14 protein-coding genes are annotated in these 12,755 nt (G+C 58.4%); 6 read left to right on the top strand and 8 right to left on the bottom strand.

Features of this window, described 5'->3' with window-relative positions; translation table 11 throughout:
• Nucleotides 1–37: 37 nt before the first annotated feature.
• From AVME950_RS21130 to ptsJ, 3 genes are all read right to left on the bottom strand, one after another.
• On the bottom strand, nucleotides 38–367 hold the full coding sequence (locus AVME950_RS21130) for an antibiotic biosynthesis monooxygenase family protein (protein ID WP_284431309.1): 330 nt from the start codon (nucleotides 365–367) through the stop codon (nucleotides 38–40).
• A gap of 62 nt (nucleotides 368–429) precedes the next feature.
• On the bottom strand, nucleotides 430–1,230 hold the full coding sequence (locus AVME950_RS21125; RefSeq protein ID WP_284431308.1) for a type 1 glutamine amidotransferase: 801 nt from the start codon (nucleotides 1,228–1,230) through the stop codon (nucleotides 430–432).
• A gap of 31 nt (nucleotides 1,231–1,261) precedes the next feature.
• Nucleotides 1,262–2,563 carry a MocR-like B6 salvage transcription factor PtsJ gene (gene ptsJ, locus AVME950_RS21120; RefSeq protein ID WP_284431307.1) on the bottom strand — a complete coding sequence of 434 codons (1,302 nt, stop codon included), beginning with the start codon at nucleotides 2,561–2,563 and terminating at the stop codon, nucleotides 1,262–1,264.
• A gap of 103 nt (nucleotides 2,564–2,666) precedes the next feature.
• Between ptsJ and AVME950_RS21115 the strand changes: the two genes are divergently transcribed.
• Nucleotides 2,667–3,482 (top strand): YggS family pyridoxal phosphate-dependent enzyme, encoded by an 816-nt coding sequence (locus AVME950_RS21115; RefSeq protein WP_284431306.1) that lies wholly within the window; start codon nucleotides 2,667–2,669, stop codon nucleotides 3,480–3,482.
• A gap of 94 nt (nucleotides 3,483–3,576) precedes the next feature.
• The gene (locus tag AVME950_RS21110; protein WP_284431305.1) at nucleotides 3,577–4,962 is read left to right on the top strand and encodes an MFS transporter; all 1,386 of its coding nucleotides are present in this window, start codon (nucleotides 3,577–3,579) and stop codon (nucleotides 4,960–4,962) included.
• 122 nt (nucleotides 4,963–5,084) lie between these two features.
• Here the strand turns inward: AVME950_RS21110 and AVME950_RS21105 are convergent, their stop codons facing one another.
• From AVME950_RS21105 to AVME950_RS21085, 5 genes are all read right to left on the bottom strand, one after another.
• Nucleotides 5,085–5,312, bottom strand: a complete 228-nt coding sequence (locus AVME950_RS21105; RefSeq protein ID WP_284431304.1) for an EexN family lipoprotein — start codon at nucleotides 5,310–5,312, stop codon at nucleotides 5,085–5,087.
• A 584-nt stretch (nucleotides 5,313–5,896) separates the two neighbouring features.
• Nucleotides 5,897–6,796 (bottom strand): dihydrodipicolinate synthase family protein, encoded by a 900-nt coding sequence (locus tag AVME950_RS21100; protein ID WP_284431303.1) that lies wholly within the window; start codon nucleotides 6,794–6,796, stop codon nucleotides 5,897–5,899.
• A gap of 97 nt (nucleotides 6,797–6,893) precedes the next feature.
• Nucleotides 6,894–7,691: an aldolase gene (locus AVME950_RS21095; protein ID WP_284431302.1), complete on the bottom strand. Its 798-nt coding sequence runs from the start codon at nucleotides 7,689–7,691 to the stop codon at nucleotides 6,894–6,896.
• Between the two features lie 15 nt (nucleotides 7,692–7,706).
• The gene (locus tag AVME950_RS21090; RefSeq protein WP_284431301.1) at nucleotides 7,707–8,369 is read right to left on the bottom strand and encodes a glutathione S-transferase family protein; all 663 of its coding nucleotides are present in this window, start codon (nucleotides 8,367–8,369) and stop codon (nucleotides 7,707–7,709) included.
• 4 nt (nucleotides 8,370–8,373) lie between these two features.
• On the bottom strand, nucleotides 8,374–9,384 hold the full coding sequence (locus tag AVME950_RS21085) for a Bug family tripartite tricarboxylate transporter substrate binding protein (RefSeq protein WP_284431300.1): 1,011 nt from the start codon (nucleotides 9,382–9,384) through the stop codon (nucleotides 8,374–8,376).
• Between the two features lie 96 nt (nucleotides 9,385–9,480).
• Here AVME950_RS21085 and AVME950_RS21080 point away from each other — a divergent pair, with 96 nt between their 5' ends.
• From AVME950_RS21080 to AVME950_RS21065, 4 genes are all read left to right on the top strand, one after another.
• Entirely contained in the window at nucleotides 9,481–10,023 is a 543-nt protein-coding gene (locus AVME950_RS21080; protein WP_284431299.1) for a helix-turn-helix domain-containing protein, read from the top strand.
• Between the two features lie 649 nt (nucleotides 10,024–10,672).
• A complete protein-coding gene (locus tag AVME950_RS21075; RefSeq protein WP_284431298.1) occupies nucleotides 10,673–11,044 on the top strand; it encodes a hypothetical protein in 372 nt (123 codons plus the stop codon).
• 69 nt (nucleotides 11,045–11,113) lie between these two features.
• Nucleotides 11,114–11,518: a rhodanese-like domain-containing protein gene (locus AVME950_RS21070; RefSeq protein WP_284431297.1), complete on the top strand. Its 405-nt coding sequence runs from the start codon at nucleotides 11,114–11,116 to the stop codon at nucleotides 11,516–11,518.
• Nucleotides 11,519–11,699: 181 nt separating this feature from the next.
• The gene (locus AVME950_RS21065; protein WP_284431296.1) at nucleotides 11,700–12,599 is read left to right on the top strand and encodes a LysR family transcriptional regulator; all 900 of its coding nucleotides are present in this window, start codon (nucleotides 11,700–11,702) and stop codon (nucleotides 12,597–12,599) included.
• The last annotated feature ends 156 nt before the right edge of the window (nucleotides 12,600–12,755 follow it).

Raw genomic sequence — 12,755 nt, 5'->3', positions numbered from 1 at the left:
CCGAACTCCCTTCGACCATGCTTGAGTAGCGGAAGGATCAGTTGACCATCGTTACAGGCAAGCGATCTTTTAGCTGACCATCACCGTACATTCTGATGACCTTGGATATGACCACTTGGTAGCCTGCGAGCCAATTCGCCTGCTTTCGTTTTGCCTTCAAGTGCGCGGGATGGTTCATGAGTTCTTGCAAGGCCTCCAGTGAGTCCCAGTAGTACATGTTCAAGGTGAGACCCGTGGCGCTGTTCTCCCAAGTCTCTTCGCCGATATATCCAGGGATCGTTTTTGCCGTGGCTGCAATGTCTTGGTCAAGGCGATGAAAGTCTCCATCCAGTTGCTTTGTCGCAAAAATGAACGTTGCTGAGTACATGTTTTCTGTGCCTGATATGAATGGGCAATAGCTAAGGGTAAAGGTGGAACTCCGCTTCGCTGTCAGCTCACCCCAGCTTTGATCACAGGACCGAGCTGAAGGCTTGCGACCAGCTTGTCGAGGAAACCGAACAGCTTCTGGTTCATTGCCCTATAGTTGTTTGCGCGCAGAGCCGCAGGTTGCTGGACAAAGCGGTGGTTAGTCAGCGCTGCCAACTCGCGGTGAGATGCCTCGATCAACAATTCAACCTCGTCTGGCGTGAATTCCATATGGCATTGGAAGCCGTAGACCAAGTCCCCGTATTCGATGATCTGGCGCGGGCAGCCTTCGCTGAAGGCAATGATCTTCGCGCTGTCGGTCAGGCCTGGCATATCGTTGTGCCAGTGACCAACCTCCAGGGTCTCACCGAAGTGAGAGAATTTTTCATTGACCCTACCCTCTGCCGTGAGCGTGATGGGGAACTTCCCGATTTCTTTCTCGGGGCTTCGCTCATGTTGCGCGCCGAGCGCTTGGCCGATTAACTGCGAACCCAGGCATACGCCAACGACCGCCCTGCCTGCGTTGACGAATTGGGCTATCAAGGCACATTCCGCGGCTGCGTCGAAGTGCGGACACTCTTCCTTTGTGGTAGAGGGCGATTGCGGACCTCCCAAGACAACCAGCAACTCGATGTTTTCGATCGATGGCGGGAGGGGATCGTTCAGGTAGACCCGGGAGTACGTGGCTTCATGGCCTCGTTCTGTGACCCAGGTTGCAAATGCGCCAGGTGCTTCGAACGACTCGTGCACTACAAAATGGACTCTCATGGCTTTGCTTCCCCAGTGATTAATTGGTAGCCGGATAAAGGATGGGCGCTCATCCATGCCGGCGTCTTGCATCTAGCGGCGCCCGCAGCTACTTCTGACTCAGCACGTGACTGAGTGCGCTGGCAAAGGCGTGTGCACTTGCCTCGTCGATGGTTGACACCGTGATGCGTAGTCCATGTGCAGGCGCCTGCACGGAGAAGGGTTCGCCTCCGCGAACTAGCCATCCCCTTCGAGCTAGCGCCAGCACGGCGGATTGTTTGCCTTCTGGGAGTGGGACCCATACGTTGAGGCCATCCGCTGGCGACGCGACTGCGATTTCGTGCAAGCCAAGGGCTGCTTCCAATAGTTTCCGACGTCGTGCATAGTCTTTGCGTGCCTGGGCAAGCTTGTTGGCTACGTCCGGTGAGGATAGGCAGGCGACGACTGCGTCTTGTAGAAGGTGACTCACCCAGTTCGTGCCAGGTGCCAGGCGCAGTCGCAGCCTTTGGGCTGTCTGCTCGTCGCTCGCAACAAAGGCACAGCGCAGGTCTGGACCCAACATCTTGGACACCGAACGGACTACAGCCCAGCGTTTGGCTAAAGGAGGAATGACATTGAAGTAGTCGGCGACAGCCAACTGCGAGAAATGATCGTCGGATATGACCAATACATGGGGGTAGCGTGCCAGCACGGCGCGCAGCTTACGCGCCCGCGCCGCGCTCAAGTTGCACCCCGTCGGGTTGTGGGCGCGCGGCGTCACGATAACGGCCCGTACGCCCTGGGCCAACGCCTGCTGTAGTCCTTCGACGCTCAGACCCTGCGCATCCATAGGCACTCCTACCGCTTGCAGTCCAGCGATACGCAGCGTGTTGACGCTGCCGATGAAACACGGGTCTTCAACCGCGACCTTGTCGCCCGCAACGAGATATGCCGTCAGCAGGCGTTCGATCGCATCGACGGCACCGCTTGTCAGACTTACCTCGAACTGCTCCGGACAGTCCTCTTTGAGCAGCTTCCTGGCAATGGCTTCCATCTCGGGATCGATCGTGGCTTCGCCATACAGACGCGAACGGTAAGTCCTGTGCGCCAGGGCTGCGGTGATGTCAGGCAGCCATGCTGGATTCGGGTTGCCGCTGCCCAGATCTGCCAATGGCGAGCCAGGCAAGAAACCCTCCTGCTCACCTGGGTCGAGCTGTTCACGAATGACGGTGCCTAGACGGCCTTTCGAAATCGCAATTCCGGATGCTGCCAGGCGCTTGTAAGCCATGGACACCGTGTTGCGGTTCACGTCCAAGGTTGCAGCCAGATCGCGGGTCGTGGGTAGCTCTTGGCCTGGCTTGAATGAGCCCGCCAGTGTCAATGCACGGATGCTGTCAAAGATCTCTGCTGCTGTCTTGCCAACAATTTTCATAATGATCTAGGACATGTTAGAGTTTGGCATAGGACAATAATACACCGTACTGAAAGGACATGAAATCCAATGGTCGATACGGGTCCATAGGACGAATCTCGTCATGACTACTGAACTTTTGCTTGAAACTTCAACGCTGCATGACCGGCATGGACGCTGGCCGCAGGCTGAGACGGTGGAAGACTTCCGCAACAACCTTACGGTGGTTCATGCACGCATGGCGGCGGCCTGCCAACGTGTCGGGCGCGATCCTGCTGGTGTGCGCTTGCTGCCTGTCAGCAAGACCAAGTCCGAAGCGAGCCTGCGTCTGGCCTACGCTGCCGGTTGCCGCTCGCTGGGCGAGAACAAGCCGCAGGAGGCATGTCGCAAGTGGGAGGCAATGCAAGATTTGACCGATCTGCGTTGGTCGGTGATTGGGCATTTGCAAACCAACAAGGCCAAGCTGGTGGCGCGCTTCGCCAGTGAATTCCAGGCGCTCGACAGCTTGCGGGTAGCTGAGGCCCTGGAACGGCGCCTGCAAGCCGAGGGACGTGGGCTGGATGTCTTTGTGCAGGTCAATACGTCGGGAGAAAGCGGTAAGTACGGGCTGCCGCCGAATGAAGTGGCTGAATTCCTGCGGCAGATGCCGGTCTTCTCGGCATTGCGTGTGCGCGGTCTGATGACACTCGCGGTGCTTTCGGCAGAAGCCGACCGGGTGCGCGAGTGCTTCGCACTCCTGCGTGGTGTGCGTGATCGGCTTCGACAGGAGTCGCCAAAAGGTATCTTGCTGGACGAATTGTCGATGGGAATGTCCGGCGACTACGAGATCGCAATCGAAGAAGGTGCGACCGTCGTACGCGTTGGGCAAGCCATCTTTGGCGCTCGGGCTACGCCAGACACCCATTACTGGCCATCGGCAGGGGAAGGCGGCGCGAATTGACTTCGCACATTGCCGACGTTTGCGCCGAATCGGTGTCAAGGCTTAAACCGCTGCCACCTCTGCTGAATTGGAATGGAATACACGTAAACACTTCGTGATCAATCTCTTCCATCCGTTTTCAGCAGTGATGGTGGTTCACAGTCCGCTGCAGATCGTAACGCACAAGCAACAACGCACGGGAAACCATGAGCCAACACCAGCGCGTCCACATGAAGATTGGCCGGATCTTGAAACGCCTACAAGCTCAACATTCAAAATCATGGCGCCTACAGAAATGAGTGAGGGCCCAGTTGCCAGCAAAGACCAAAGCCGTAGTGCAGGTTCGTTGGACGGAAAACTCATATTGATCCTTGCGGGCGGGGCGGGGTTGGCAGTCGCCAATCCATACTATTGCCAACCTATGCTCGCCGAGCTTGCCGGCGAGCTGCGAGTCGCGCCAGCCGTCGTCACCGCCATTCCGGTGGCCGCTTTGGTCGGAAACACCTTGGGTGTCATTTTCCTTGCGCCGCTGGGTGATAAATTTGAACGCCGCTCACTGATCGTTCTGACCACCATTGCGCTTGCACTTGCTTTGGTTGGAGCATCAGTGGCTATGGGACTGTGGTTGATGGTCATGGCGAGTTTCTCTATCGGCCTTTTCTCCACCGTTGCCCAACAGATCATCCCGCTCTCGGTTCACATTGCGCCTCCTGCCTCCAAGGGTAGAACGCTTGGTTTTGTTACCGGAGGCATCCTTCTCGGCATCCTGTTGTCGAGGGCAGTCAGCGGCAATGTCACTGAATGGTGGGGTTGGAGAACCATGTTCCTGATTGCCGGTGGCGCAATGTTCGCAATGGCGGGGGTCTTTACGAAAACGCTTCCCAGGGTTGAACCTACCGTCTCAGTCAGCTATGGTGAACTGATCGCTTCACTCTGGTCGCTATTGACCATGCATCGGGCATTGAGAGCAGCCATCCTCATTCAAGCATCCATCTTCGCGGCCTTTCTTGCTTTCTGGGCAAACCTCGCGCTTTTGTTTGCCAGTGAAAGCTATCAATTTGGTCCTTCGGCCGCAGGCCTTATGGCCTTGATTGGCGCTGCCGGTGTTGCTGTCGCGCCCGCCGCAGGTCTCCTTGCAGACCGCAGAAGTCATCGCACAGTAATTTGCATCGGCGCTGTCCTGGTTGTCATCGCCTTCGCACTGATGATCATCGTTCCAGGCAATCTGTGGGTACTTGCTGCAGGTGTTTTGGTGATGGATGTCGGCGTGCAATCATCTCAGGTCGCCAATCAAGCCCGAGTGCTTGCGCTGGACGCGCAGGCGCAAAGTCGTCTCAACACTGTATTTATCTCAACGATGTTGCTCGGCGGTGCGATCGGTGCTGCTTTGGGAGGTGTTGCATTTTCATTTTTCGATTGGCGTGGCACATGCGCAGTCGGGGCGCTCGCGGCAATTCTTGCTTTGACTTTTGCCGCGCTTTGCGATAGTTCGCATGCATGAGTTCTCTCGCCGATCGAGGTTCGCAACGCCTATGCAGGGATGAGTTGAGTCTCACATTTGCGTTTTGGCCCTCCTTATCGGCGCAGCGTCTGGCTTCCTGCGCTGGCTCGGAAGTGCGGCGGTTACTCGGGTGCGGGGCGCGGCGCCTTGCCGTCGCCAAAGAACCGACGGTTGGAGGCGATCGCCACTCGATCACACAGCTCCTTGCCAACCTTTGCCCGGTCTGCCTTGCATTGTTCACGCAGCAGTTTCAGGCGCTCGGGATCGGCCAACAGTGATTCAACGGTTTCGATTGGCTGCGTCTTGTCGCAAGCTTGCAGAAGCAAGGGAGCCGACATCAGCGCAGCCACGGCTGACAAGAGGAATTTTTCATACGCTACTCGTCGTGGTCGCGTCCAGCTCGTCGTTGGCCCGGTGCCAGTCCATGGTGCTGAAGAAGGGCTTGAGCCGTATGCGGGGCGACCTGCACGTACGGTTCTTACGGTGCGGCGGCAGCCGCTGCTACCCGACACAAGAGCACGGTCCGGCATCACCGGAGATGCACGGAATCACAGAAAGTGTAAGCCGTCTCAGATGGAAACCGACGAAGCACGGAATCTGCTGTACGTCCTTGCGGCGATCCGTACATGCGCAAGGCAACAGAAGCGACTTTACGACGATGTTGTGAAGCTCTCGTGCCTCGGGCAACATGGTCCACACAGCTTGGCATGCCGCGCCAAAAGGATCATCTCTCAGCGAAATCATGATTTTGGGCAACGCACTGCGCGAACAACTCAGGGCAACGTGAGGCTGGAGCGCTGCCGCATCTGCATCGCTATGCCCGCTGTCAAGATGGTTTGTGAGCCCCTCAGTCACCGGCGTCAGACAGGCGCTGCAGCTCATTCAACCACAACGCTCCCCGGCTTCCTCGTTGTTCAAGCCCGTTGGCCTGCGCTCATTTCTTCGACAGTTGTCTCGCGTCAATTGTCTTGAGCAAGCCTTCCAGCGTCTTGACGCCGTCCTTACTCAGCCCTTGCAGAGGCGAGCGCGGGACGCCGGCCTCGAAACCACGCAGACCCAATCCCGCTTTGATCGTTGTGGGCAGGCCACCCTGCAGAATGAAGCGCAAGATTGGCAACTGGTTGTAGAACACTTCGCGCGCGCCATCCATGTCCCCTGCTGCGCATGTGTCGTAAAGCGCTTTCGGCCATTCGGGAATCACGCACGGCGCGGCCGTGCACCAGCCGACTGCGCCCGCTGCGAAGGCTTCGAGCGCCAGCGGGTTGCTGCCATTGAAGAACGGAATGCCCGCATCGAGTTGTCGCAATGTGTGCATGCGCTGGATGTCGCCAGAGCTTTCTTTGACCATCGTCGCGTTATCGATCTCTTTGACGATCTTCACGATAAGTTCGGGCTTCATGTCCACGCCGCTGGTGGCCGGGTTGTTGTAGACCATGAGCGGTACGCCCACGGCCTCCGAGATCGTGGCGTAGTGGCGGAAGATCTCTTCCTCCGACAGCTTCCAGTACGACACCGGCAGCACCATCACCGCGTCGGCGCCAGCGGCTTCCGCAAACTTGGCCTTGCGAACCGCATTGCGCGTCGTCAGGTCCGAGATACCCACGATGACCGGGAGTCGCTTGTTGACTTGCTGGACCGAAGTTTCGGCGACAGCATCCCACTCCGAGTCATCCAGGTAAGCGCTTTCTCCAGTGCTACCCAGAGGGGCGATGCCGTGGGAACCACCGGCGACCAGACGGTCGACGAGGCCGCGCACAGCCGGAAGGTCCACGGCGCCCGACTTATCGAACGGCGTAACCGGATAGGAAATGATGCCTTTGAAATGAACATTCATGATGACTTTCTGATGTTGAGGGAAAAGGAAATCCGCAACCCGAGAAACCTGGCTGTGGACGGAACGAGAAATGGATAGTTGTTAGCGCTATCGCGCCTCAGCGCGGATTCAGACAGTCAGAATGACGGCCGGTCTTCAGCGTGCGACGCGCGTAATACGCGAAGGCCGCCTCATTGCGTTTGGGGCGCAAGATCCAGTCATGCGCTTCGCGACCCAGTGCCGGATCGATCGGCTGAATTGCTCCAGCAGCCGCGGCCAGCAGTTGCATCTTCGCAGCCCGTTCGAACGCGATCGCGAGCACGCAGGCGGCTTCCACGCTTTCCGCAGCAATCAGCAAGCCGTGGTGCGAGAGCATGAGCGTGCGTTTGCTGCCCAGTGCAGTTGCAATCAGTTCACCCTCTTCGTTGCCCACTGGCACGCCCGGCCACTTCGGAACGAATGCAACGTCGTCGTATAGCACGCAGTTATCCATGTGCGAGACCTCCAGCGGCACTTCGAGCATGCTCAAGGCCGCCGAGTGCAGCGCATGCGTATGAACGATGCAGTTGACGTCTGGCCGCGCGCGATAGACCCACGAGTGGAAGCGATTTGCGGGATTGGCCATGCCGTCGCCCACAAACACATTAAGGTCTTCGTCGACCTCCAGCAGGTTGTCTTCGGTAATTTCGTCGAAACCCATGCCCAGTCGCTGAGTAAGGTAGGTGCCATGCACACCAGCTCGAGTGGTGATCTGCCCCGCCAGTCCTGAGTCATGACCGTTCTCGAAAAGAATGCGGCAGGTCAGTGCCAGCTTCTGGCGAAGTGAGTAACCTGAGTCCTCTAGGACTCTGTCCATCTGGGCGTTCGCCCTGTCCTTGAGGGCGTCCTTGTTGAGGGCGAAAGTATTTTCTGCCATAGCGATGCTCCTGATTCAGATTGAAAAAAGTTTGCTTGTGAGTTCGAGCGACGAAAGATTCATGTCCGGTCGGCCGGGAAACAACGCCTGGTAGCCGGCCAGTTCTTCGATCCGGGCCACCCATTCCTCGACATGCGGATAGACGTCCAGATCGATGCCGCCCATCGTCGACATCCGCGTATACGGATAGAGCGCCACATCAGCGATGCTCGGTTCCGTGTCGGTGCAGACCCAGCGACGGCCGGTAGCCAGATGCGCCTCGAAAATTGACAGTGCTGCATTGCTTTCGTGCAACCAGCGTCGTGCCTGAGCAGCCTCGGCAGTCAGGTCTTTCCGGAGGGCGAGGTGCAGTCTCAACCGCGAAAGCGGCGGCATGTGCTGCTCCTGCTCGAAAGCCATCCACGCCAGCGTCTGGGCTTGCTGCTTCGCATCCTCAGGCCACCACGGCGTACCGCGTGCCAGGTAGAAAAGGATGGCCCCAGACTCGCTCAAACGACTTCCATCATCCAGCTCGAGTACAGGCACTTTTTTCATCGGAGCAGAGTTGATGAACTCGGCCGACCTCAAGTCGCCGCGGTCGATAGACAGCGTAGCCCTTTGTAGATCTATGCCCAAAAAGCTCGCCAGAAGACGAACCTTCCAACAGTTCCCTGAACGCTGCGTGTCAATAATGCGCATGCGTTCAGTCCACTTTGGTACCGGCGACCCGGACAATGCGCGTCCATTTCTCAGTTTCGCTGCGCACGTGTTTTTGGTAGGCAGCTTCGCCCGTTGGCAGTGCCTCTATTCCCATCTCAGCGAGCCTGTTTTGCATATCGGGGCGCGCGAGGGCGCGGCTGAGTGCTCCTGCGACGATGGACGCCTGTTGCTTGGGGGTGCCCGGGGGAGCCAGTAAGGCATTCCAAGAGCCAATTTGGAATGTCGGCACTCCTGCCTGGGAACTGGTCGCCACGTTCGGCAGCGCAGGGCTGCGCGCCTCAGAAGCGATCGCCAGTGCCTTGAGCTTGCCCGTTTGGACGTGGCTCTTCACAACGGGAATCGCGTCGATGACGATCTGGACCTGATTGCTCAAGGCTGCGTTGATGGCTTCTGCCCCGCTCTTGAAAGGGACATGGACTATGGCGGTGCCAGTGGCTATTTTGAAGAGCTCCAAGCCTAGGTGCGGCGAGCTGGCGTTGCCGGCAGAGCCCGCGTTGAGCCGGTCGGGGTTGGCCTTCGCGTAGGCCACAAGGCCCTTGAGATCCGTGACACCCGGGATGTCTCCAACTGCCAGGACATAGGGCGAGTTACTCACCAATGAGATAGGCGTAAAGGTGGCCGAGTCGTAGGTCAGCTTGTTGTAGATCATTTTGTTGACGACCTGGGTGCCGACGGTGCCCAGCAGCAGGGTGTACCCGTCCGGTGCAGCCTGCGCGAGGGCTTGCGCTGCGATATTGCCGCCGGCGCCTGCACGGTTCTCAATCACCACAGGCTGCCTGAGCTCCTCCCCCAGCTTCTGTCCGACCAACCGCGCAACCACATCGGTGATGCCGCCAGCACCAAAAGGTACGATCAATTTGACTGGCTTGGAGGGGTAGGCATCCTGTGCAAAAGCGGGCCTGGGAATAGCCGTGATCCCGACTGCTCCTGCGACAGCGCCGAGCATTGCTGCGAGAAGCGAGTTTTTCCACAGCATGGACTGCAAATTCAGCATGACATACTCCAAAAAAAGAACTAAATGCAGCGAAAGATGCGCGCTGCTTGATATGACTCAAGTTTACTATAGGACACAAGTGTCCTTCAAGCAACAATGGCAATTAAGTTGAAACTCTTGCGTACTCAGGCGGGAATGACTCTCGAAGAGCTTGCTCAGGCTGCGGACTTGACGCGCAGCTACGTCTCCAAGGTGGAGCGCGGGTTGGCCAATCCGTCGATTGGTGTGGCTTTGAAATTGGCCGAGGCATTGAAGCTGCCGGTGGATGAGTTGTTCGGCCAGCCGTCACCCACCAGCCCAGTCACGATCACGCGCGGCGCGCAATCGAGGGCAAAGCGACAGGACAAAGGATCTCCTCGGCTCGTCGCAGGCAAGGCGCCGGGGCAACAGCTGGTAGCGTTCGTGCTTCAACCCGGGCGCGAAAAAGGTGTGAAACACGTGAAAAGCCATCACGAAGGAGAAGAGCTGATCTATGTGTTGAGCGGCGAAGTCTGCCTGGAACTAGACGACAAGACCGAGGACCTGGTGGCCGGAGACTGCGTGCATTTCAACGCTTCGGTTCCGCACCGGTTGATCTGCACGGGCGCAGCGCCGGCCGAAGTGCTGCTGGTCATCTCGGGGGCTGCCACCGCCCAGTGACTATTGCGACGCATTTGCGCACCTCGAATTCTCTCTTTCGGCTTTCTTGCGAATTGGGTAAGCAGGGCTGGGCGACCGGTCAATTCTTCTCACGACCACGTCCCTCAATGCGCTGAGGCATGTCGCTTGGACGAACCCTTGGTCACCACGCGCGCGCCTCCGCGCCCATCGCGGCCTTGGCGTGAACCGGACGGCGCGGGTCCGGGCGCGCCGCACCGAAGGCCGCAGCAACGCGAAGGAACGGCAGGCACGGTAAATTTGCTTCGCGAGGAATGCGCGCAGCGCAGGGGAAATTTGTCGGGCAGGCCGGTTGCGGCGAACAAGCCCGAGGTGCACCGACCGCAGGAAGCGTGCGCCGTGCCCGCGCCAGGATTCACTGCAAATACAAGGCCGAGGGAGCGGACCTGTCCTCGCAAACGATGCCGAGCACGGGCTCCTTCACCGCAGCAACTGCGTTCCGGCATGGATTCGGCTACGCCGAATACCAAGTCAACTGACGACACGACAACCCAAAACGCACCGCAGCAGGACAGCAGGACAGCAGGACAGCAGGACAGCAGGACAGCAGGATCCAGCAGCAGCGAAAGTCAGCAATGTCTTTCGGTCTGTCTGTGAACGTCCGTCGTTCACAGTGCGGCTGCACGCCAGAGTGGAAGACGACAGCCGACGCACGGATCAGCGCAGCAAGGTTTTATTGAGCGTCTGCGCGTGGCTGGCATCCCAGACTTCAAACGCGCGCGGCACACCTGCCGCGCGCGTCGCGCCGATGAAGTCGGTCGACGCGAACAAAAGCGAGCCCCGGCTAGAGGATATGGCTCAGTCTCAAGGCATTCTGATTGCGGTGCAGGAAATCGCCATTCAGGTCGAATGTGCGGGCTGTTCAGCCGGAACTGGGGACAACAAGACGCTTGCGCGCCGATCATCGCCGGTGGCCTCGATCTTCGTACCGCTCTGCAAACACTCCCGTTCTGACGACGGAGAAGTCGAACCATCCTTGGGACTTGCGCCATCTGTCATCTGAAATTTCGATCATCTGATCAAAAAATTTCTTGTTTGCCTCGGTCCTGTCACGTGAGTAAAGTGCGTTGGCATGAGACAGACCCTACATAAAACAGCCGTCCAATTAGTGGCCGATGCCAACGAGCAGATTGAGAGTCTTTCCGTAGAGGAGCTTGACGCGGAGATCCAATCGAACGGGCTGGTGCTTCTGGATGTGCGGGAAGCAGATGAGTATCGAGTGGAAGCCATACCCGGCGCTCTGCTTGCGGCAAGAGGCATGCTTGAGTTCTATGCGGACCCGACAAGCAATTTTCATCGCTACGGCTTGCAGCCTACCCAGCGAGTCGTTCTTTACTGCGGCTCCGGCGGGCGTTCTGCGCTGGCGGCATTGGCTTTGAAATCTATGGGCTATTCGAGAGTCGCACAGCTTCGAGGAGGCTTCAAAGCGTGGAAAGCGGAAGGCAAAGCGTGTACCCGCGACATCGTCGTTAAATGAGATCACGCGCGATCCATACACTCTGTGCGCTGGGCTTCTGCATGTCGGCCGTTACACAGGTGCTTTGATGAAATTTCGCAGGCGTTCCAGTGCACATTAATATCGTTCGAGTCACCTGCCCTGCAACGTCTACGACATCCACGCTACAGCTCGGACAGCCCTAAGTTTTGAGATTGCGAGCATGAACCTGCGATTCGTCGAAGCCTTCTACTGGGTAGCCTCCTTGCGCAGTGTGACGCGCGCGGCCGAGAAGCTGCACCTTACCCAGTCAGCCATGTCGAGCCGCGTGGCGGCTCTTGAAGAAGAACTGGGCGTTCTGCTCATGGACCGCAGTGATAAGCGGTTCAAGCTCACCGTGGCGGGGGCGCGCTTTCTGACCTACGCGAAGCGCATGCTCGAATTGCAGCGCCAGCTCAAGACCGAGATGGGGTCGGGGGCTCCCATGGAGGTTTCCATTCGTCTAGGAGCTATCGAGTCGGTGCTTCATTCCTGGCTGATCTTGTGGATCGAGCAACTGCGCAAAGACAATCCGTTGCTTGAGTTGGAGCTCACGGTTGAAACAACTCCCGTGTTGCTCGACCAGATTCGTCGCGGCGCACTGGACGCAGTGTTCGCCGCGCTGCCGGCGCCGGCAGAGGGCATCCGCAGTCAGGCGCTTGCGCCCATGGACATGGTCTTCGTGGGCAATAGCAAACTGCATCGCAAGCGGCACTATGCGCTTGCAGACTTCGCCGAGACCGACATTCTGACCTTCCAGCGCGGCTCGCAGCCGCACGTGACATTGCTCGACGTGCTGCGCCAGGGGCAAGTCGAGCCGCGCCGCGTGCACACCATCTCCTCCATCTCGGCCATGGTGCAGCTGGTGCAAGGCGGATTCGGCATTGCCACGCTGCCGCGCGATGCCGTGCAGCGGATGCTGGCATTTCCAGGTCTGCGGGCACTGGCCTGCGACACGGAGTTGAGGCCCTTGCCGATCCACCTGAGCTACCGGGAAGACCCATCCACCCCAGTTGAAAGTGTGACGCGTTCGGCACTGGCCTTCCTCGAACTGCAGGCAGAACGCAACAAGATCACGACCTAGGCTGAAGCGAAACTGACGGTCCGAGTGCGCGAATCTGTTTGCGCACACCCTGCTGCGAGGCAGCAGGAGCCTACGCGTCTGGTTTCTGCGCATGCGCCAGTGCGCTGTCCGTCGTGCAGCCCTCCCAAGCATTCTTCTAGTGCATGTTGCCCGCAT

Source organism: Acidovorax sp. SUPP950 (assembly GCF_030158935.1).
Taxonomy (GTDB): Bacteria; Pseudomonadota; Gammaproteobacteria; order Burkholderiales; family Burkholderiaceae_C; genus Paracidovorax.
The sequence above is the reverse complement of the archived record's forward strand: the minus strand, read 5'-3'. Positions and strand labels throughout refer to the sequence as shown.